We start from the raw sequence: 20,516 nt of genomic DNA on the forward strand, positions 1-20,516 counted from the left end.
GCGCCTTGTCCGGAGCGTCTTGTCGGGCGGGGCAGGGCGCCAACAAATCACGTTTTAGCCCCGGCCGACCCCCCACCCCGTCCCCGCCCCCGGCCCGGGACGGTTTCCGTGGCCCGTTCGGCCTCCCCGGCCTACCTCGGGCCAGATCCAGCCTCGCCGGGGTTTGAGGCGCGGGGTCTGGGGCGGAGCCCCAGGGGGCCCGGCTCCGCTGGGCAACCCCCGGCCATCTCAGCCCCGCCGGCGTTTGAGGCGCGGGGGTTCGGGGGCGGAGCCGCCGGGGGCTTGGTCTGAGCCGCGCCGGCGTTTGAGGCGGGAACGGGGGAAGGGCGGGTAGGGGAACGGCCCGCGCAGCGGCACACCCTCGGGTCGGGTGGGCAGGGCCGGGGTGTGCTCGGGTGGGGGTGGTCAGGGGGATGAGAGGGTGGCGCCCAGGCAGGCCGCGGCCACCATCAGGCAGGCCACCAGTTCCACCAGCACGCTCGTCCCCACCCCCCGCATCACCGCGCGGACCGACGCCCACGCCTCCCCGTGCGTGCCCAGCCGGCGGCGTTCGTGGAGGTAGATGCCGCCCATGAAACCCGGGACCGACCCCACCACCGGTACCAGGACGAAGCCGAGGACCGCGCCGCCGCCCGCGTACGCCGCCATCCGGCGGGTGACGCCCAGCCCCTGGACCCGCCTCGGCGGCAGCAGCCACTTCACGACCTGCACCACCAGCAGCAGGGCCGTCGACGCGACCAGCACCGCCCACGCCGTGGCCGACCGCAGGTGGAGCGCCCACCACAGCACGCCCGCCCAGACCAGCCAGGTCCCCGGGACGCCCGGGACCATCACCCCGAGCACCCCGAGCAGCAGCACCAGCCCCACCAGGAGCAGCTGAGGCAGATCCATCTGCCCAGCCTGACCGACCTGCGGCTATCGGGCCACCCAGCCCCGCTCGTACGCGTGCCAGCCGAGCTGGAGGCGTGTCGTGACCCCGGCCAGCTCCATGAGCCCCTTCACCCGCCGCTGTACCGTCCGCAGCCCCAGTTCCAGGTGCTTGGCGACGCTCGCGTCCGTCATCCCGGCCAGCAGCAGGGACAGGATCTCCAGGTCGGTGGTGTCGGGGCCGCCGTCGCCCTCCTCCGCGCAGCCCGTCGAGCCCAGCCGCAGCGGCAGCGACTCCCGCCAGACCGCCTCGAACAGGCCGCGCAGGGATTCCAGCAGCCCCGACGCGTGGACGACCAGTGCCGCCGGCTCCGCGCCGCGCGCCGTCAGCGGGACCATCGCCAGCGTCCGGTCGGCGATCACCAGCTTCGTCGGGACCTCGCCCGTCACCCGGATCCGCTCCCCGCGGGCCAGGGCCGTCGACGCCTCGCGGATGCCGCTGGGCAGGGTCAGCACCTGGCGTTCGATGACCACCCGGTACTCCACGCCGCGGACGGAGGCCCGTTCCTCGGCCTCGTTGTCCGTTCCCGTCACCACCTGGGGCCGGCCGCTGACCAGCGCGCACACCTCCTCCGTCGCGCCCAGCTGGAGCTGGTGGAAGCGGTGCGCCACCGCGCTGGCCCCCGTCACCACCTCCACCAGGTCGTGGACGTCCGGCTCGGCGGCCTCGGCCCGGTACTCCTCCGCCAGCAGGACCGCCGCCAGCTCCGCCTGCTCCAGCTCGTGCCGCTGCTGGGTCAGGAGCGCGCCCAATGCCACCCCGGGCGGCGCGGCCACCCACCGGCCCGGCCGCGCCGACGACTGGGCGGCCAGACCGTGGCGTTCCAGGTGCCGCAGCGCCCGTTCGGTCTGCGGCACCGGCAGCGTCAGCCGGTGCGCGAGGTCCGGTACCTCCGCCGCCCCCAGTGCCACCAGCGCGCGGTACGCCGACTCCTGCCCCTCGTCCAGGCCTATCGCACCCAGCAACCCGTCCACCCCACTCTCTGCGCCGTTCCTGGCGGGAAGCGGCCACGGCGCAAACCCGCCGTCGACATCATCGCCGCACCTTCCGCCTCTCTGCCAAGGTGACGCCACCGCAGCACCAACATCCGCCGGTCAGAAGCCATTTCCGCGGCAGCTATGCCGTGCAATGCAGCGGTTGGCCGGAATTCACCTGGGGAGAGCGATGCGCCCGATATCGCGCACGGCACTCGGGGCGGCCACAGCGGCCGTCCTCGCCGTCACCGCCGTCGGCCCGTCCGCGGCACAGCCGAGCGGCGGAGCGCCGGGACAGAGACCACTCGTCGGGAGCGGGGCGGCGGGCGGGCAGCCCACGGCGCCCGTCACCGTCACCCTCGTCACCGGAGACCGGATCCTGGTCTCCACGGACACCGCCGGACGCACCGCCGCCACCGCGATGCCCCGCGAGAACGGCTCCCAGCCGGTCGTGCAGACCCGTCAGAGCGGCGAGGACCTCTACGTCTACCCCGAGGGAGCCGTCAAGGCGCTCGCCGCGGGCAAGGTCGACGAGGAACTCTTCAACGTCACCGGCCTGATCCGGCAGGGCTACGACGACGCCCACAGCAAGAAGCTGCCGCTGATCGCCGTGTACGACGGCTCCGTCAGCGTCGCGCGCAACACCCCGCCCGCACCCCGCGGCGCCGAGCGTTCACTGGTCCTGGACTCCATCGGCGGTGTGGCCCTCGCCGCCGACAAGGAGCGGGCCGCCGACTTCTGGGCGGACATCTCGGCGGGCGGCACCTCCCGGGCCGCGGGCGGACTGAAGAAGCTGTGGCTGGACGGGAAGGTCCGGGCGAACCTGGAACGCTCCACCCGGCAGGTGAACGCCAACGCCGCCTGGGCCGCCGGACTCGACGGCGCCGGCACCAAGGTCGCCGTCCTCGACACGGGCACCGACCTCGACCACCCCGACCTCAAGGGCCGCGTCGCCGGGTCGAAGAACTTCACCGACTCCGACACGGACGCCGACCGCCAGGGCCACGGCACCCACACCATCTCCACCGTCGGCGGATCCGGAGCCGAGAGCGGCGGCGCCAAGAAGGGCGTCGCGCCCGGCGCCGAACTGCTCAGCGGCAAGGTCCTCAACGACCAGGGCTACGGCCTCGATTCGTGGATCATCGCCGGTATGGAGTGGGCCGTCGAGAGCAAGGCCGACGTGGTCTCCATGAGCCTCGGCGACCCCTCCCAGACCGCCTGCGACGACCCGCTCGCCGCCGCCGCCGAACGGCTCTCGCAGCAGGGCCCGCTCTTCGTCATCGCGGCCGGGAACTCCGGTCCGGGCAACAACACGGTCTCCTCGCCCGGTTGCGCGCCCAGCGCGCTGACCGTCGGCGCCGTCGACCGCGACGACAGCACGGCCTCCTTCTCCAGCCGCGGCCCCGCCGGGCTCGCGCACACCCTGAAGCCCGAGATCGCCGCCCCCGGCGTCGGGATCTCCGCCGCCGCGGCGGGCGGCCGCGGGGTGTACGCGTACCAGTCGATGTCCGGGACCTCGATGGCCACCCCGCACGTCGCGGGCGCCGCGGCCATCGTCAAGCAGCGTCACCCCGACTGGAACGGACAGCAGGTCAAGGCCGCCCTCGTCGGCTCCGCGAACACCAAGGTCCCGGGGGACGTACGGGAGACCGGAGGCGGCCGGCTCGACGTGAGGGCCGCCCTCGACGCCACCGTCACCGGCGCCCCCGCCGTCCAGGGCGGTACGTACAACTGGCCGCAGGACCGCAGCGACCGCACGAGCGTCGAGGTCCCGTACACGAACACGGGCACCCGGCCCGTCACCCTGGACCTCGCCGTCGAGACGGTCACGGGCAACGACGGCTCCGCCGTCCGCTCCCAGGTGGCCCGCCTCGACCGGCGTACGGTCACCGTCCCCGCCGGCGCCACCGTCAAGGTGCCGCTCCACCTCGACCCGGCCGCGAAGCTGGAGCGTTCCCAGTACGGGGACGTCACCGGCCGCGTCGTCGCCACCGCCGGCGGGGTGCGGGTCTCCACCCCCTTCTCCCTGTACGTCGAGCCGGAGACCGTCACCCTGCGCGTCAAGCTGATCGACCGCGCCGGCCGCCCGGCCGCCGGACCCTCCTCGCTGGACGTCATCGGCACCGACGACGCGAGCGGCGAGCGCCGCTTCAACGAGGGCTCCGTCGACCAGGTCTACCGGGTCCGCCCGGGCTCCTACTTCCTCTCCGCCTTCGTCGGCACCCCCGACGCGGGCGAGGGCGCCGAGCTGATCGACTCCCTCACCTACCTGGGGCGCCCGCAGACCGAGGTGAAGAAGGACACGACCGTCGTCCTCGACGCCCGCAAGGCCGGACGCCTGGCCGTCGAGGCCGACAAGCCCGTCGAATCCCGCAACACCACCCTCGGCTTCGCCCGCACCTGGGACGACACCTGGCTGCACGCGGGCACCGCCATGGGCGGCCGGACGATCCGGGGCTACTACGCCTCCGTCGAAGGCCGCGCCAAGGAAGGGGAGTTCGAGTTCGGCAGCTACTGGCGGGCGGGCGCGCCCGTACTCGCCGAGCTGAAGGTGGCCGGCGGTCCGGTACTGCACCCGATCACCGCCTCCACCGGCAGCGACAACCTCGACGGAACCGGCAGCGCCCCCCTGGTCGACGCGGGTTCCGGCACCCCCGAAGAGCTCGCCGCGGCGGGCGCCAAGGGTGCGATCGCCCTGGTGAAGACCACGGACGGGGCCCTGTACGAGGTGGCGCAGGCCGCCAAGGACGCCGGTGCCAAGGCGGTCCTCGCCCACCGCGACGCCCCCGGCCGCTGGGTCGCGTTCACCGGCTACGCGGGCGGCACCCTGCCGACCCTGGCCATCGAGTCCGGCGAGGGGAAGGCGCTCCTGGCCCGGCTCGCGGCGGGCAAGGTCACGCTGGCCTGGAAGGGCACCGCGAAGAGCCCGTACGTCTACACCCTCGCCTTCCCCGAGACCGGCGAGGTCACGTCGGGGCACACCTACCGGGTGCGCGACCGCGACCTCGGGCAGGTCGACGCCACCTACAACTCCATGGGCGTGGCCGCCGACTTCATCGACGTCGCCGGGGCCTACCGGCCGATCGGCAGCGCCGTCTTCTTCGGCGGGATCGAGACCGTCGCGGCTCCGGGCCGGCGCACCGAGTTCTACTCCGCCGGGGACACCGCCTGGGACCAGCTGCTGTCCAGCAGCTTTCCCTGGGGCGAGTTCATGACGGGTGAGCAGCGCACGTACGTCAAGGGCCGCAAGACCGCGGTGAGTTGGTACGACGGGGTGACCGGGCCGGTCGCGCCCCGCGACACGGCCGGCAAGGAGACCCTGGCCGCCGAACGGCAGGGCAACCTGATCGGCTTCGCCCCCGCCATGTGGGGGGACGGCGGCCACTTCGCACAGCCGGGCTCGTTCGGCGACATCGGCGGACTCCAGCTCAAGCGCGACGGCGAGGTCATCGGCGAGAGCTGGTACCCGTTCGGGGTGTTCGAGGTCCCGGCGGAGGCGGGCCGCTACGAACTGACCCAGTCCATCGAGAAGATCGGGCCGCCCGCCCGTACCTGGCAGCGCTCCACGGCGGTGTCGACGACCTGGGGCTTCACCTCGAAGCTCGACGCGTCGGCCTACTCGCAGGGACTGCCGGTCCTCTTCCCGCGGTACGCGGCCCCGCTGGACGGCATGAAGACGGTCGCGGCGGCGAACGGCCAGAGCATCGGGCTGAGCGTCACCGGGCACGCGGGGTACGCGCCGGGCGCGCTGAAGTCGGCGAAGCTCTCCTACTCCTACGACGGCGAGAACTGGACGCAGGCGCGGACCACCGAGCGCGGCGGCCGGTGGACGGCCGTCGTCGACCACGCGGGAGCCTCCGGCAAGGCGGTGTCGCTGAAGGTCGAACTCGCCGACGCGAACGGCGCCACGGTCACCCAGACGGTCACTCGGGCGTACGAAGTCCGTTAGTCCGTACGGGTAGAGCGGGGAGGGTCCACCGGGCGGCGGCCCGGTGGACCCTTTTCGCGCGTTCGGGGTTTTCCGCCGCCCGGCTGGGCCGACAATGAGGGCATGAGTCAGCAGGGCGACGAGGACTGGTGGCAGAAGCTCTACGAGGATCCGGAAGCGGGACCCGAGCCCGATCCGGGGGACACCCTGGACCACCGGTTCCGCTCGGCGTCGGTCCTGGTGACCGACCCGGGGCCGCCCGCCCCCACCCGGATCCCGCCCCCACCCCGGCCCCCGGACGCCGCACCACCCGGCGCCCCCCTGCCGTCACCCCGCTCGGCCCGGCCCCCGTCGGCACCGGCCGCCGACGCCCCGTCGGCCCCGCCCCAGCCGCCGGGGACCCCGGACGGGTCCGCTTCGGCCACCCCGGCCACCCCGGACGGGTCCGCTTCACCGGCCCCGGACCGGGCGGCTTCGGCCTCACCGGCCCCGGACCGGGCGGCTTCGGCCTCACCGGCCCCGGACCGGGCGGCTTCGGCCTCCCCGGCCCCGGCGGGGTCCGCTCCGGGCGGATCGGCCCCGCCTCCGGGTGCGGGGGAACCGCTGCTGCCGGGGCCCCGCCGGGCTCCGGCCGGTCCTCCGGCACCACGACCTCCCGCACCGCCGGCCGCGCCGCCCGTGGTGCGGGATCCCCGGGTGGCGGGGGCGACCGGGTACGCCCAGGGCGACGTGACGGTGCCCCCGGCCCTTCCGGACGAACCGCCCGCCCCGGCAGAACCGCCCGCCCCGCCCGGCGCCTTCGCGCCACCGCCCACCGGGCCCTCCCGGGGCCTCGCCGGCGACCCGGCCCCCGGACGCGCCGACGGTCGGACGGCCGGCCCCGCCTCAGGTCTCGGCACCGATGGCTCCGCCGGGCCCGGCTCCGGCTCGGGCCCCGCCCAGGCACCCGCCTCCGGGGGCGGCAACGAGCTGCCAACCTGGCAGGGAAGTGCCCCGTCCGCCCCGCCCGCCCCGCCCGCGGGGCCCGACGTTCCGCAGGCCCCGCTGCCGCTCCGGGCGACCGCCCCGTCTCCCGCGACCCCGCCGTCCGCACCGGCCGTACCGCCCGCCCCGCCGGTCGGGCCGCCCCCGCCCCCGCCGGTCGCACCGGTCGCACCGGCCGCACCCGCCGCCCCGTCCGCCGCGGCGGTGCCACCGGCCGCGCCCGTCGCGGTGCCCGGGCCGGGCGCCCCGGAGGAGTCCCGTCAGGGGTTCGGCGGGCGGCCCGTGGTCAGCCATCTCGGGGACCGGGCCCCCACCTACGCCGCCGAGCCGGGCGCGCTGCCCGCCGCCGACCCGGCCGCGCTCGACGACCTGACCCCCGACACCGTGCTGGAAGGGGCCCGCTACGGGGCCTACACCCTGCGCGCCGCCTCCCTGCGCGGGGACTCCGCCCGCTACCGGGGCGAGGCCCGCCGGGACTGCCTGCTCACCGCCCGCTTCGGCAGCGGCGACGACGCCCTGGTCCTGGTGGTCCTCGCCGGCGGGGACCGGGCCGCCCCCGGAGCCCGGGAAGCCGCCGCCGACCTGTGCCACACCGTCGCGGCGGCCGTCGGGCGCAGCCGGGAACGGCTGGCCGACGACATCCGGGCCGGCCGCCGCGAGGCCCTCCGGTCGGGGCTCCAGCGGCTCACCGACCGGGGCTACGGACGCCTGCGCGCCCGCGCCGCCGAGCTCGGGCTCCCCGAGGAGGCCTGTACGGCCGGGCTGCGCGGCCTGCTCCTGCCCCTGGACCCGCAGTGTGCCCACCGGGTGTGCTTCGGCGCGGGCCCGGGCGGGGTGTTCCGGCTCCGGGCGGGCCGGTGGCAGGACCTGGAGCCGGGCGCGGCTCCCGGCCCGGGGACCGGCGCACTGACCCCGGCGGTCGCCCCGGCCGCCCCGTCCGGCACCGACCCCGCCTCCGGCAGCGGCAGCCTCACCGGCGGTTTCCGGTTCCGGGCCTCCGTGGCCCGTCCGGGCGACACCCTCCTGCTGTGCACCGGAGGGCTCGCGGAGCCGATGCGGGAGGAGGCCCTGCTCCCGGCCGAGCTCGCGGCCCGCTGGTCGCAGGGGGAGCCGCCCGGCCTCGCGGCGTTCCTCGCCGACACCCAGCTCCGCCTCAAGGGGTACGCCGACGACCGGACGGCCGCCGCGGTCTGGGAGGCGTAACGGCGTGGAACGTGCATGGATGGGAGCCGGACCCGGCAGAGCCGAACCGGAAAGGGCGCCCCCTTCATGGCGAAGCAGAACGTGGCGGAGCAGTTCGTGGACATCCTCGTGCGCGCGGGCGTGCGGCGGATGTACGGAGTCGTCGGCGACAGCCTGAACCCCGTCGTCGACGCCATCCGCCGGACCGGCGGCATCGAGTGGATCCAGGTCCGGCACGAGGAGACGGCCGCCTTCGCGGCGGGCGCCGAGGCCCAGGTCACCGGCAGGCTCGCCGCCTGCGCGGGCTCCTGCGGCCCCGGCAACCTGCACCTGATCAACGGCCTCTACGACGCCCACCGCTCGATGGCCCCGGTCCTCGCGCTCGCCTCGCACATCCCCTCAAGCGAGATCGGCCTCGGCTACTTCCAGGAGACACACCCCGACCAGCTGTTCCGCGAGTGCAGCCACTACAGCGAGCTGATCTCCAATCCGAAGCAGATGCCCCGGCTGCTCCAGACCGCCGTCCAGCACGCCGTCGGCCGCAGCGGGGTCAGCGTCGTCGCCCTGCCCGGGGACATCGCCTCCCTGCCCGCCCCGGAGAAGGCGGTGGAGCACGCCCTGGTGACCGCGCGGCCCACCGTACGGCCCGGGGACGGGGAGATCGAGAAGCTGGTGCGGCTGATCGACGAGGCCGAGAAGGTCACGCTCTTCTGCGGCAGCGGCACCGCCGGCGCGCACGCCGAGGTGATGGAGTTCGCGGGCCGGGTCAAGACCCCGGTCGGGCACGCGCTGCGCGGCAAGGAATGGATCCAGTACGACAACCCGTACGACGTCGGCATGAGCGGACTGCTCGGCTACGGCGCCGCCTACGAGGCCACCCACGAGTGCGACCTGCTGATCCTGCTCGGCACGGACTTCCCGTACAACGCCTTCCTCCCCGACGACGTGAAGATCGTCCAGGTGGACATCCGCCCCGAACACCTCGGCCGGCGATCGCAGTTGGACCTCGCGGTATGGGGGGACGCGCGGGAGACCCTGCGCGCCCTGAACACCCGGGTGAAGGCCAAGACCGACCGCCGTTTCCTGGACCGGATGCTGAAGAAGCACGCGGACGCCCTGGAGGGGGTGGTGAAGGCGTACACGCGCAAGGTGGAGAAGCACACGCCGATCCACCCCGAGTACGTGGCGTCCGTACTCGACGAACTCGCCGACGAGGACGCGGTGTTCACTGTCGACACCGGCATGTGCAACGTGTGGGCGGCGCGCTATCTTTCCCCGAACGGAAAGCGGCGCATCATCGGCTCCTTCAGCCACGGCTCCATGGCCAACGCCCTTCCCCAGGCCATCGGGGCGCAGTTCACCGACCGCAATCGTCAAGTGGTCTCGATGTCCGGTGACGGCGGCTTCTCGATGCTGATGGGAGATTTCCTCACCCTGGTGCAGTACGACCTGCCCGTCAAAGTGGTCCTCTTCAACAACTCATCTCTCGGAATGGTCGAGTTGGAGATGCTGGTTTCCGGCCTGCCCTCGTACGGAACGACGAACCGGAACCCGGACTTCGCCGCGATCGCCCGCGCGGCGGGCGCTTTCGGGGTCCGCGTCGAGAAGCCCAAGCAGCTCACGGGGGCTCTCAAGGACGCGTTCCGGCACAAGGGGCCCGCTCTGGTGGACGTGGTGACCGACCCCAACGCCCTGTCGATTCCGCCGAGGATCAGTGCCGAGATGGTGACCGGTTTCGCACTGTCCGCCAGCAAGATCGTGCTCGACGGCGGGGTGGGGCGCATGCTCCAAATGGCTCGATCCAACCTGCGCAACGTACCGCGCCCGTAAGTCCGCAGGAGTGCGGATTGCCCCGGGGGGCATGCATTCCGTAGACCTGTTCGAGAGTTGTGGATGCGGGGGAGGTACATCGCCGTGCGGGTGGGGGCGAATACCGGAAAGCTGTGGAAGAGAGGACGGCCGGTGCCGCGCGAGCCGTCCGCCGGGGGCGGGGGGAGCACGGTGGGAAGCGCGCTGCGGATCCGGCGGAGCGTCGACCGGGCGGACCTGAAGGCCATCGGCGAGGTCCGGCGGTCCCTGCGGGAACTGCTGCGCCACCGGTGCCGGACGGAGGCCGCCGACGTCGCGGAACTGTTGATCACCGAACTGGTCACGAACGCCCTCGTGCACACCGACCACGGTGCGGAGGTGTCCGCGAGCCTCGACGCCGCCACGTTACGGGTCGAGGTCCGCGACTACACCGCGCGCCGCCCCCGGCCGTACGTACCGTCCGCCGACGACGGTACGCACGGGAGGGGACTGGTTCTGGTGCAGGCGCTCGCCGACGCCTGGGGTGTGGACCCGCTGGCGCTGGGCCGCGGCAAGGTCGTCTGGTTCGAGCTGAACGCCGGGTAACCGGAGATCGCCGGACGGCGGGACACGGACGTGGATGTGACGACGGGGCGGCCGCCCCCGGGATTCCCCGCGGACGGCCGCCCCGCCGTGTCGTGCGAACGGGTCCGGGCTAGCCGAACTGCTGCTCCAGGTCCTTCAGTTTGCGCTCCAGTGAGTCGAGCCGGGGAATGGTCTGGGTGTCGTCCTCGGCGGTGAGGTCGACCGTCCGGGCACCGGACGGTTCAAGGGGTTCGGTTCCGTTGACGGCCTGGAGGGAGGGCCGGCGGCGCAGGGGCAGCTGTCCCGCTTCCGGTATGGCCGGCTCCGCGCCGACCGGCGCGGAGCCCGTCCCGGGGTTCAGCCCCGGCATGTCGACCTGCCGCGCCCGGGCCCGCCCGAACGCCCGGTTCTGCCGGCCCAGCGCCTTGATGTGCGCGCGGTCCAGCCGGTGTTGCTCCCGCCGGCGGTGGCGGTCCTGTTCCTTCTCCTTCTTGTCCTCGCGCACCTCGTCCACGGCCTCGTCGAGGGTGCGCACCCCCTCCAGCAGCATGAGCGACCACGCGCCGAAGGTCTCGCGCGGAGCCCGCAGCCAGCGGACCATGCGGATCTGCGGCAACGGCCGTGGGATCAGGCCCTGTTCGCGCAGCGCGGCCCGGCGCGTCTGCTTGAGGGCGCGGTCGAACAGCACGGCGGCCGACAGCGACATCCCGGCGAAGAACTGGGGGGCGCCGTCGTGGCCGAGGCCGCGGGGCGCGTGCACCCAGTTGAACCAGGCGGCCGCGCCCGCGAACAGCCAGACCAGCAGGCGGGATCCGAGCGCCGCGTCGCCGTGGCTCGCCTCGCGCACGGCCAGCACCGAGCAGAACATCGCCGCGCCGTCGAGGCCGAAGGGAACGAGGTACTCCCAGCCCCCGGAGAGGTTCAGGTTCTGCCGGCCGAAGCCGACGAGCCCGTGGAAGGAGAGCGCCGCGGCGACGGCCGCACAGCAGAAGAGCAGGACGTACGAGGCGGTCCCGTAGACGGCTTCCTTGCGCCGTCGCCGTTCCTCGCTGCGTTCCCAGCTGTCCTCGGCCGCGGCCTTCTCGCCCTCCCGCTTGCCCCGGGCCAGTACCGCCACTGCCGCAAGTACGCCCAGGATCAACAGGCTGCCGGGCAGCAGCCAGTCCAGCGATATGTCGGTCAGTCTCATGCGGATGTCCCTTGCCTCGCGTATGCGGCTTTCCGGGCGCCATAGTGACGCAGCCGGTCCGTGGTGCACGCGGGTTTCGGGGCAAGTGGACGCCATCGGGGGGCGGGGCCCGTCGGATAGGGTGTTGTGACTCGAACTGCCGCTCGTGGCAGCGGGGTTGCGTTCGAATTCGCTTCATCCCTGGGGGTGGGTTCAGTCGGCGGCGGCCTCCGCCACGAGCCGGGCCACGCGATCCGCGTCGCAAGTACGCGGGCAGGTCGCGCAGGTGTCCTCCGGCCGGATCGTGTAGAAGAAGCAGCAGCCGGCCCGGTCGCGGGTCTTCAGTTCCTCGCCGCCGGGGCCGCGCAGCGTACGGAAGCCCGCGCTCCCGGTGTAGGGGGCGGTCGAGCCGGGCAGCAGGAGCTCCAGCTCCCGCATCGCCCGCTGTTCCTCGCCCAGCAGCTCCCCGAGGTACCACAGGCCCTCGACGACGTCGTCGGTCGCCATCGCCCACAGGGCCCGGCGGCCGCGCCGCGTCCGCGGGCCGAAACCTTCCAGCAGCGGTCCGAGGTGCTGGGACACCGCTGCCCGCACCTCCTCGCGCAGGGACTCCTCGTCGGGCACGACACGGGCCCCGGGGAGTGCGGCCGCCGGATCGTCCGGCAGGCACGCGAAGGTCTCGACCCGCACGGACATCTGTCCGCGGGTCCGGTGGTAGGCCACCCGGTCGACGGGAAGCCGGGGTACCCGGCGGTCCAGGAACCAGGGGACCGTGATCAGCAGGCAGGCGGCCCATGCGTACCGGTGCAGACCGAATCCGGCCACCACGTCGGGCCGCCCGGGGGTGCCGTAGTCGCGCAGCACCTGGGCGTGGTCCCAGGCGAGGAACGCGTCGACCGCCTCCCCGCCCGCGGCGAGCTCGTCCGCGCCGGCCCATCCCACACCGCGAGGGAGGGGCTCGTGCGCGTCGTGCTCCGTGATCCGCAGCCCGGGGTGGACCGCCGTCAGGCGTCCGTACGCGTCCGCCACCGGAGAGCCGGCCGGGGCGGGTGCGGGCGGGAGCAGGACGTCGAGAGCCGTGCCGGTCATGACGGACCACCGAATCGCGAGATCATTGGAAGGTAAGCCTTACCTTACCCGATGTTCGGGGGTCTGCACCCACGGGGTCCGCCGCGATGTCGGCCCGGCCGCGGCCGCGGCGGCGACGCGCCGACAGCCCGGGACGGGCCGTATCCCCTGGCGGGCGGGCCTTCACCTATCCTCGGAACCGGTCGAGACCCGGAGGAGGACCGAGTGCACGAAGCGGCCCGCGCCACGGTGTCGGACAACCCGTCGATTCCCCGGCAGAAGGTACTGCGCCATTCGGTGCGCGCGCAGGTCCTGGAAGCCCTGCGGGCGGCCCTCGTGGACGGCGAACTGGAACCGGGGGAGATCTACTCCGGCCCGGCCCTCGGCGAGCGCTTCGGGGTCTCCGCGACCCCCGTGCGCGAGGCGATGCAGCAGCTGGCGCTGGAGGGGGCGGTGGAATGCCTGCCCAACCGGGGGTTCCGGGTCCTGACCCGCACCCCCCGCGCCCTCGCCGAGCTGGCCGAGGTCAGGGCCCTGCTGGAGGTGCCGGTCATGCTCCGGCTCGCCCGCGGCGTACCGGCCCAGGTCTGGGAATCCCTGCGCCCCGCCGCCCTCGCCACGGCCGAGGCGGCCGCCGCGGGCGACCTGCCCGGGTACGCGGACGCCGACCGCGCCTTCCACCGGGCCGTGCTCTCCCTCGCGGACAACACCCAGCTGGTCCGGGTCGCGGAGGAACTCCACCGCCGCGCCCAGTGGCCGCTCCCGGGCGCGCCCCGCGTCCGCCGCGCGGACCTGGTCGCCGACGCGGCCGAGCACTCGGCCCTCCTGGAGGCCCTGATCGCGCAGGACCTCCCGGTGGTGGAGTCGCTCGTACGGGAACACTTCGCGGGCGCCACCGCCTGACGGCCCCGGAGCCCGGCCGGGGCCCGGCCGCACCCCGTACGGGCGCACGGAACCGGCCCGCGCGCACCGCCGGGCGGGGGCTCAGGCCGGCGAGGGGTGCAGTTGGTCGGCGAGCCAGGTCGGGATCCCGCCCAGCAGGTGGAACAGGCGGCGGGCCTCCGCGCGCAGCCGGGCGGCCTCGGGCTCGGGTTCGGCCTCGGCCAGGGCCGCCAGAGCGGGGGCCGTGCCGACCAGGAAGCCCAGCTCCTCCCGGATCCGCAGGGACTCCGCGAAGCCCTTGCGGGCCTCGGCGACCTCGCCGTCCCGCAGGGCCAGCGCGGCCAGGTGCCGCCAGGTGAAGGACAGCAGCAGGGTGTCCTCGTGGGCGACCGCGCCCGCGTGGGCGCGCCGGTAGGCCGGCAGGGCCGCCTGCGGGGAGTCCGCCAGGTGCTCGGCGACCAGACCCCGGCGGAAGTCCAGCAGGGGCCGGGTCCGGGACCCCGGGGACAGCAACGCCGCCGCGCGGCCGAGCGCGGAGCGCGCCTCGTCGGCCCGGTCGCGGACGCCGAGCACGGTGGCGGCGTACGCCAGCTGGCCCCGCTCGCACGCGGCCGCGCCCCGCTCGTCGTCGTCCCGGGCCACGGCCTCCGCGACGCGGAGCGCGTCCTCCGCCTCCGCCCAGCCCTGGCCGGTGAACAGGCACCGCTCCACGAGCAGCGCGGTGCGCTGCACGGCGGCGCCGGCGTCGTGCGCGTGCGGCGTCAACAGGGCCGCCGCGTCGGTCCAACAGCCGCGCGAACGCAGCCGCCATATCGCCCGCTGGAGGGGGTCGTCGCCCCCCGTTGATCCCGCACCGGACATGGCGGTATCCGCCACATTGCCCTCCCCGAAGCAACCAAGCAGCACGTCGTTGAGCCCTGGGGCGAAATGAGAGCACGGATCGGCTACATCGGCCAAGGGGTCGGGTGAACTCTTTCACAAAGTCCGGACGGCGCGTCAGCGGGCCCCGCCCGCCCGGCCGTCGCCGCGCGCCGCCCGCCGGGGAGGGGCGGCGCGGCCTTTCGTCAGCTCATCCGCAGTGCGAGGAAGAAGTCGAGCTTGTCCTCCAGCCGGGACAGGTCCCGCGCCGTCAGCTGCTCGATTCGCCCGACCCGGTAGCGCAGCGTGTTGACGTGCAGGTGCAGCCGGGTCGCGCAGCGGGTCCAGGAGCCGTCGCAGTCCAGGAAGGCCTCCAGCGTCGGGATGAGCTCCGCCCGGTGGCGCCGGTCGTAGTCCCGCAGCGGGTCCAGCAGGCGGGCCGTGAAGGCCCGGCGCACGTCGTCCGGGACGAACGGCAGCAGCAGGACGTGCGAGGCCAGCTCGTGGTGGCCCGCGGCGCAGACCCGGCCCGGGCGGGCCGCGGCGACCCGGCGGGCGTGCCGGGCCTCTTCCAGCGCCCCGCGCAGCCCCTCGGCGGAGTGCACGGCCGCGCTGACGCCCAGCGTGAGCCGCCCGTCGTCGGCCAGACCGGCCGCCAGGGGCTCCCGTACGGCCGCCAGCAGCGCGTCGGCGTGCAGCGCGGAGTCGGGGCCCTTGTCCTCCCCGGCCTCCCCGGAGAGCGAGGGCAGCGGCACGAGCGCGATGGCCTCGTCACCCGCATGGGCCACCGCGATCCGGTCGGAGGGTTCCGGCCCCGCCATCGACGGGTCGACCAGGATCTCCTCCAGCAGCGACTGGGCCACCGGGCCGCCGGGGATGTCCCCGCCGTCCCAGTCCACCCGCGCCACCACGACCTGCCAGTGCGGGGCGCCGCCCAGCCCGGGCAGCAGCACCGGGGCCGCGACCCGCAGGCGGGCCGCGATCTCGGCGGGCGCGGCGCCCGTCTGGACCAGCTCCAGCACCTCCTGGGCCAGTCTGCGGCGCACCGTACGGGCCGCGTCGCGGCGGTCCCGCTCGACGGCGATCAGCTGGGTGACGCCCTGGAGCAGGTCGAGCCGCTCGGCGGGCCAGTCGCCCGCGTCCGCCTCGACGGCCAGCAGCCAGTCCGAGAGGACGCTCTCGCGCACGTCACGGACGGCGGGGCCCGGGCCCCGGCCGTGTCCCCTGATCGGGAACAGGGAGTAGGTAATACCCTGGATGGACATCCGGTGCGGGCCCCTGCGGCCGGTCCGGACCGCCGCGAGGTGCTCGCTCGCCAGTGCCGCGCAGACGCCCGGAGCCAGCGGCTCGCCCGCGCCGGCGATCTGCCGGCCGGTGGGCGAGAGCACCCAGGCCCGGAGATCGAGGTCCGTGGTGAGCAGATCCAGCACCACGTCGGGTCCGCCCCCCGCCGGGCCCGATGTCATCAGCCGGCGGTGGCGGTCCACGACGGCCGCGAGATCGCCCGCGCGCTCCCCGGAGACCTGCCGCACCACGTACTCCGTGATGGTGGCGAATGCAACGTCCTCGTTCACCGCGAACAGCGGGAGCCGGTTGCGCCGACAGGCTGAAACGAGATCGTCGGGGATGTCCCCCAGCTCCGCCTCGCCCGCCGCGAGGCCGGCGACGCCCGCGCTCGCGAGGATTCGTACGAACGGCTCGGAGTCGGCTGAATTTCTTCGCCATGCCAGGCCGGTGAGGACGAGTTCTCCTCCGGAGAGGTATCGGCTGGGATCCCTCAGGTCGGTCGTCATGACCCCGCGGACCGTCCGGTCGAGTTCGTCCTCGCCGCCCAGCAGCCGCAGCCCCAGTGCCTCGGTTTCCAGCAGTGCGCGCAGCCGCATGATGTCGCCGCCGATCTGTCTCGAATGTTGCCGTTGGAAATCGGGCAGGTCGTCGCATCCTGCCTTTCATACGAATCTACAAGACGAGGGAGGCCGTCAGCCAACTCCTTCATGGTTTCGGTGACTGCACCCGGGGGACGCGTGGCTTGTGTACTGGCTCCACACCGCGTTAACAGCACGTGAACGACCAGTCGAGGGCCCTTCGGCCTCCTGGCTTGAAGTGAACGACACGATGAAGAAGAAGAGAGCCGCACATGGACTTCCTTCGCCCCGCCAGCTGGGAGGAGGCGCTCGCCGCTAAGGCCGAGTACCCCACAGCTGTGCCGATTGCGGGTGGCACCGACATCATGGTCGAGATCAATTTCGACCACCGCCGTCCGGAGTACCTCCTCGACCTCAACCGCATCGGTCTGCTGCGGGAGTGGGAGGTAGGCGAGGAGGTCACCAAGCTGGGCGCCTCCGTCCCGTACACCCAGATCATGGAGAACCTGCGCGGCACGCTGCCGGGTCTCGCGCTCGCCTCGCACACGGTCGCGTCCCCGCAGATCCGCAACCGCGGCGGCGTCGGGGGCAACCTCGGCTGCGCCTCGCCCGCCGGTGACTCCCACCCCGCCCTCCTCGCCGCCGGCGCCGAGGTCGAGGTCGAGTCGGTCCGCGGCGCGCGGCTCATCCCGATCGACGAGTTCTACACGGGCGTGAAGCGCAACGCGCTGGCTCCCGACGAGCTCATCAAGACCGTTCACATCAAGAACGCGTCCGGCCCGCAGCAGTACTCGAAGGTCGGCTCCCGCAACGCGATGGTCATCGCGGTGTGCGCCTTCGGTCTGGCGCTGCACCCGGACTCGCGCACGGTCCGCACCGGCATCGGTTCGGCCGCGCCGACCCCGATCCGGGCGAAGGCCGCCGAGGAGTTCCTGAACGCCGCGCTCGAAGAGGGCGGCTTCTGGGAGTCGGGCAAGGTCATCACCCCGTCGATCGCCAAGCAGTTCGGTGAGCTCGCCTCCGGCGCGGCCAACCCGATCGACGACGTCCGCGGCACGGCGAAGTACCGCCGCCACGCGGTAGGCATCATGGCTCGCCGCCAGCTCGTCTGGACGTGGGAGCAGTACCGCGGCACCACCGGCCGCTCGCTTGAAGGGGCTGCGTAACCATGCGCGTCAATTTCACTGTCAACGGACGTCAGCAGGAAGCCGACGACGTGTGGGAGGGCGAATCCCTCCTCTACGTCCTGCGCGAGCGCCTCGGCCTCCCGGGTTCGAAGAACGCGTGCGAGCAGGGCGAGTGCGGTTCCTGCACCGTCCGTCTCGACGGCGTGCCGGTCTGTTCCTGTCTGGTCGCGGCCGGTCAGGTCGAGGGCCGTGACGTCGTGACCGTCGAGGGCCTGGCGGACTTCGCCAAGCAGCGCGAGGAGCACGGCCACGGCGGTGCCTGCGGCACCGGCGGCGGCTGCGGCAGCAAGGGCGTCACCACCGACGAGGCCAAGCGCTGGGCCGCCAAGCCCGGTGACTCCCAGACCGGTGAGGGCGTCGAGCTCTCCACCATCCAGCAGGCGTTCATCGACGCCGGCGCCGTCCAGTGCGGCTTCTGCACCCCGGGTCTGCTCGTCCAGGCGGACGCGCTGCTGGAGGAGAACTCCGACCCGTCCGACCAGGACATCCGTGAGGCCCTGTCCGGCAACCTCTGCCGCTGCACGGGCTACGAGAAGATCCTCGACGCGGTCCGCCTCGCGGCCGCCCGTCAGGGAGAGGCGGTCTGACCATGGCTCAGAACACCCGCACCGTGCCCGCAGGCGCTCCTACGAACGTCAGCCAGAAGCACCAGAAGGGCGGCATCGGCGAGTCCGTGCTCCGCCCGGACGGCACCCTCAAGGTCACCGGCGAGTTCGCGTACTCCTCGGACATGTGGCACGAGGACATGCTGTGGGGCCAGACCCTGCGCAGCACCGTCGCCCACGCCGAGATCGTCTCCATCGACATCTCCGAGGCGCTCGCCATGCCCGGCGTGTACTCGGTGCTGACGTACGACGACCTGCCGGCCGAGATGAAGAACTACGGCCTGGAGATCCAGGACACCCCGGTGCTCGCCAACGGCCGGGTGCGCCACCACGGTGAGCCGGTGGCCCTCGTGGCCGCGGACCACCCGGAGACCGCCCGCCGCGCGGCCGCCAAGATCAAGATCGACTACCGTGAGCTGCCGCTCGTCACGGACGAGGCCTCCGCCCTCGCCCCCGACGCGCCGCTGATCCACGAGGGCCGCGACGACCACCACATCGGTCACGTCCCGCACCCGAACATCGTGCACCGGCAGCCGATCATCCGCGGCAACGTGGAAGAGGCCCGCAAGCGCGCCGACGTCATCGTCGAGGGCGAGTACACCTTCGGCATGCAGGACCAGGCCTTCCTCGGCCCGGAGTCCGGTCTGGCCGTGCCCTCCGAGGACGGCGGCGTCGAGCTGTACGTCGCCACCCAGTGGCTGCACTCGGACCTCCAGCAGATCGCCCCGGTCCTCGGCCTCCCGCCGGAGAAGGTCCGCATGACGCTCTCGGGCGTCGGCGGCGCCTTCGGCGGCCGCGAGGACATCTCGATGCAGATCCACGCCTGCCTCCTGGCCCTGGCCACGAACAAGCCGGTCAAGATCGTCTACAACCGCTTCGAGTCCTTCTTCGGCCACGTGCACCGCCACCCGGCGAAGCTCTACTACGAGCACGGCGCCACCAAGGACGGCAAGCTCACGCACATGAAGTGCAAGATCGTCCTGGACGGCGGCGCGTACGCGTCCGCTTCCCCGGCGGTCGTGGGCAACGCCTCCTCGCTCTCGGTGGGTCCCTACGTCCTGGAGGACGTGGACATCGAGGCGATCGCGCTCTACACGAACAACCCGCCCTGCGGCGCGATGCGCGGCTTCGGCGCCGTCCAGGCCTGCTTCGCGTACGAGGCCCAGATGGACAAGCTCGCGGCGAAGCTGGGCATGGACCCGGTCGAGTTCCGTCAGCTGAACGCCATGGAGATGGGCACGGTCATGCCGACCGGCCAGGTCGTGGACGCCCCGGCGCCCGTCGCCGAGCTGCTGCGCCGGGTCAAGGCCCGCCCGCTGCCGCCCGAGCGCCAGTGGGAGACCGCCGGCGAGGGCGCGGACGTCCGCGCGCTGCCCGGTGGCCTGTCGAACACCACCCACGGCGAGGGCGTCGTCCGCGGCGTCGGCTACGCGGTCGGCATCAAGAACGTCGGCTTCTCCGAGGGATTCGACGACTACTCGACCGCCCGCGTACGGCTCGAGGTCATCAACGGCGAGCCCGTCGCGATGGTCCACACGGCCATGGCGGAGGTCGGCCAGGGCGGTATCACCGTCCACGCGCAGATCGCCCGTACCGAGCTGGGCGTCACGCAGGTGACCATCCACCCGGCCGACACGCAGGTCGGCTCCGCCGGTTCCACGTCCGCCTCGCGGCAGACGTACATGACCGGTGGCGCCGTGAAGAACACCTGTGAGGCCGTCCGCGAGGCCCTGCTGGAGATCGGCCGCCGCAAGAACGGCTCGTACCACCCGGCGTGGGCCACCGCCGAGCTGCTGCTCGAAGGCGGAAAGGTCGTCACCGACGGCGGCGAGGTCCTCGCGGACATCGCCGACATCCTGGAGGGCGAGGCCATCGACCTCGAACTCGAGTACCGCCACCACCCGACGGTCCCCTTCGACCTGGTCACCGGCCAGGGCAACGGTCACGTCCAGTACACGTTCGCCGCGCACCGCGCGGTCGTCGAGGTGGACACCGAGCTCGGCCTGGTCAAGGTCGTCGAGCTGGCGACCGCCCAGGACGTCGGCAAGGCGCTGAACATGCTCTCCGTGGTCGGCCAGATCCAGGGTGGTACCACCCAGGGCCTCGGCGTGGCGATCATGGAAGAGATCATCGTGGACCCGAAGACCGCGAAGGTGCGCAACCCCTCCTTCACGGACTACCTGATCCCGACCATCCTCGACACCCCGACCATCCCGGTCGACGTCCTGGAGCTCGCCGACCCGAAGGCCCCGTACGGCCTGCGCGGCATGGGCGAGGCGCCGACCCTCTCGTCCACCCCGGCCGTCATCGCGGCGATCCGGCAGGCGACCGGTCTGGACATCAACAAGACGCCGATCCGTCCGGAAGCCCTCACCGGCACCCTCTAGGACGGCGTGGTGGGGGGGGGGGGGGGGGCCCCGCCCCCCCCCCCCCCCCCCCCCCGGGGGGGGGGGGGGGGGGCGGCGCCCGGGGGGGGGGCCCCGCCCCGCGCCGCCGACCCCCCCCCCCCCGCGC

General features: G+C 73.6%; 14 protein-coding genes. 8 read left to right on the forward strand and 6 right to left on the reverse strand.

Going from position 1 to position 20,516, the window contains the following annotated elements; all coding sequences use genetic code 11:
- Window positions 1-405: 405 nt before the first annotated feature.
- Together ABZZ17_RS38065 and ABZZ17_RS38070 are read right to left on the reverse strand one after the other, a co-directional pair.
- Entirely contained in the window at window positions 406-891 is a 486-nt protein-coding gene (locus ABZZ17_RS38065; protein WP_356883634.1) for a DUF456 domain-containing protein, read from the reverse strand.
- Window positions 892-915: 24 nt separating this feature from the next.
- Window positions 916-1,893, reverse strand: a complete 978-nt coding sequence (locus ABZZ17_RS38070; protein WP_356883636.1) for a helix-turn-helix domain-containing protein — start codon at window positions 1,891-1,893, stop codon at window positions 916-918.
- Window positions 1,894-2,092: 199 nt separating this feature from the next.
- On the opposite strand from ABZZ17_RS38070, the gene ABZZ17_RS38075 reads away from it, so the two are divergent.
- From ABZZ17_RS38075 to ABZZ17_RS38090, 4 genes are all read left to right on the forward strand, one after another.
- On the forward strand, window positions 2,093-5,851 hold the full coding sequence (locus ABZZ17_RS38075; RefSeq protein WP_356883638.1) for a S8 family serine peptidase: 3,759 nt from the start codon (window positions 2,093-2,095) through the stop codon (window positions 5,849-5,851).
- A 102-nt stretch (window positions 5,852-5,953) separates the two neighbouring features.
- The gene (locus ABZZ17_RS38080; protein WP_356883640.1) at window positions 5,954-8,017 is read left to right on the forward strand and encodes a protein phosphatase 2C domain-containing protein; all 2,064 of its coding nucleotides are present in this window, start codon (window positions 5,954-5,956) and stop codon (window positions 8,015-8,017) included.
- A 66-nt stretch (window positions 8,018-8,083) separates the two neighbouring features.
- Window positions 8,084-9,826 (forward strand): pyruvate dehydrogenase, encoded by a 1,743-nt coding sequence (locus ABZZ17_RS38085; RefSeq protein WP_356883642.1) that lies wholly within the window; start codon window positions 8,084-8,086, stop codon window positions 9,824-9,826.
- Window positions 9,827-9,997: 171 nt separating this feature from the next.
- Complete coding sequence (locus tag ABZZ17_RS38090) at window positions 9,998-10,390, forward strand: ATP-binding protein (protein WP_356883644.1); 393 nt, start codon at window positions 9,998-10,000, stop codon at window positions 10,388-10,390.
- Window positions 10,391-10,499: 109 nt separating this feature from the next.
- Here ABZZ17_RS38090 and ABZZ17_RS38095 read toward each other — a convergent pair whose 3' ends face one another.
- On the reverse strand, window positions 10,500-11,558 hold the full coding sequence (locus tag ABZZ17_RS38095) for a DUF2637 domain-containing protein (protein ID WP_356883646.1): 1,059 nt from the start codon (window positions 11,556-11,558) through the stop codon (window positions 10,500-10,502).
- A 192-nt stretch (window positions 11,559-11,750) separates the two neighbouring features.
- On the reverse strand, window positions 11,751-12,626 hold the full coding sequence (locus tag ABZZ17_RS38100) for a (2Fe-2S)-binding protein (protein WP_356883648.1): 876 nt from the start codon (window positions 12,624-12,626) through the stop codon (window positions 11,751-11,753).
- Window positions 12,627-12,854: 228 nt separating this feature from the next.
- Here ABZZ17_RS38100 and ABZZ17_RS38105 point away from each other — a divergent pair, with 228 nt between their 5' ends.
- Entirely contained in the window at window positions 12,855-13,508 is a 654-nt protein-coding gene (locus tag ABZZ17_RS38105) for a GntR family transcriptional regulator (protein WP_356883660.1), read from the forward strand.
- Window positions 13,509-13,589: 81 nt separating this feature from the next.
- On the opposite strand, the gene ABZZ17_RS38110 is transcribed toward ABZZ17_RS38105, so the two are convergent.
- A complete protein-coding gene (locus tag ABZZ17_RS38110; RefSeq protein ID WP_356883650.1) occupies window positions 13,590-14,363 on the reverse strand; it encodes a hypothetical protein in 774 nt (257 codons plus the stop codon).
- Between the two features lie 188 nt (window positions 14,364-14,551).
- Window positions 14,552-16,228, reverse strand: a complete 1,677-nt coding sequence (locus ABZZ17_RS38115; protein WP_356883652.1) for a PucR family transcriptional regulator ligand-binding domain-containing protein — start codon at window positions 16,226-16,228, stop codon at window positions 14,552-14,554.
- 254 nt (window positions 16,229-16,482) lie between these two features.
- On the opposite strand from ABZZ17_RS38115, the gene ABZZ17_RS38120 reads away from it, so the two are divergent.
- The 3 genes from ABZZ17_RS38120 to pucD are packed head-to-tail and all read left to right on the forward strand — an operon-like array spanning window position 16,483 to window position 20,389.
- Window positions 16,483-17,376, forward strand: a complete 894-nt coding sequence (locus ABZZ17_RS38120) for a xanthine dehydrogenase family protein subunit M (RefSeq protein ID WP_356883654.1) — start codon at window positions 16,483-16,485, stop codon at window positions 17,374-17,376.
- Window positions 17,377-17,378: 2 nt separating this feature from the next.
- Window positions 17,379-17,984 carry a (2Fe-2S)-binding protein gene (locus ABZZ17_RS38125; protein ID WP_356883656.1) on the forward strand — a complete coding sequence of 202 codons (606 nt, stop codon included), beginning with the start codon at window positions 17,379-17,381 and terminating at the stop codon, window positions 17,982-17,984.
- 2 nt (window positions 17,985-17,986) lie between these two features.
- Entirely contained in the window at window positions 17,987-20,389 is a 2,403-nt protein-coding gene (gene pucD, locus ABZZ17_RS38130) for a xanthine dehydrogenase subunit D (protein ID WP_356883658.1), read from the forward strand.
- The last annotated feature ends 127 nt before the right edge of the window (window positions 20,390-20,516 follow it).

Origin of the sequence: Streptomyces sp. NPDC006512 (genome assembly GCF_040611935.1) — a bacterium.
Classification (GTDB): Bacteria; Actinomycetota; Actinomycetes; order Streptomycetales; family Streptomycetaceae; genus Streptomyces.

Bases quoted from the DNA above. Each gene is read 5' to 3' on its own strand.
- ABZZ17_RS38080 (WP_356883640.1), top strand. From the start codon at position 5,954: ATGAGTCAGCAGGGCGACGAGGACTGGTGGCAGAAGCTCTACGAGGAT.
- ABZZ17_RS38100 (WP_356883648.1), bottom strand. From the start codon at position 12,626: ATGACCGGCACGGCTCTCGACGTCCTGCTCCCGCCCGCACCCGCCCCG.
- ABZZ17_RS38075 (WP_356883638.1), top strand. From the start codon at position 2,093: ATGCGCCCGATATCGCGCACGGCACTCGGGGCGGCCACAGCGGCCGTC.
- ABZZ17_RS38085 (WP_356883642.1), top strand. From the start codon at position 8,084: ATGGCGAAGCAGAACGTGGCGGAGCAGTTCGTGGACATCCTCGTGCGC.
- ABZZ17_RS38095 (WP_356883646.1), bottom strand. From the start codon at position 11,558: ATGAGACTGACCGACATATCGCTGGACTGGCTGCTGCCCGGCAGCCTG.
- pucD (WP_356883658.1), top strand. From the start codon at position 17,987: ATGGCTCAGAACACCCGCACCGTGCCCGCAGGCGCTCCTACGAACGTC.
- ABZZ17_RS38125 (WP_356883656.1), top strand. From the start codon at position 17,379: ATGCGCGTCAATTTCACTGTCAACGGACGTCAGCAGGAAGCCGACGAC.
- ABZZ17_RS38065 (WP_356883634.1), bottom strand. From the start codon at position 891: ATGGATCTGCCTCAGCTGCTCCTGGTGGGGCTGGTGCTGCTGCTCGGG.
- ABZZ17_RS38115 (WP_356883652.1), bottom strand. From the start codon at position 16,228: ATGCGGCTGCGCGCACTGCTGGAAACCGAGGCACTGGGGCTGCGGCTG.
- ABZZ17_RS38120 (WP_356883654.1), top strand. From the start codon at position 16,483: ATGGACTTCCTTCGCCCCGCCAGCTGGGAGGAGGCGCTCGCCGCTAAG.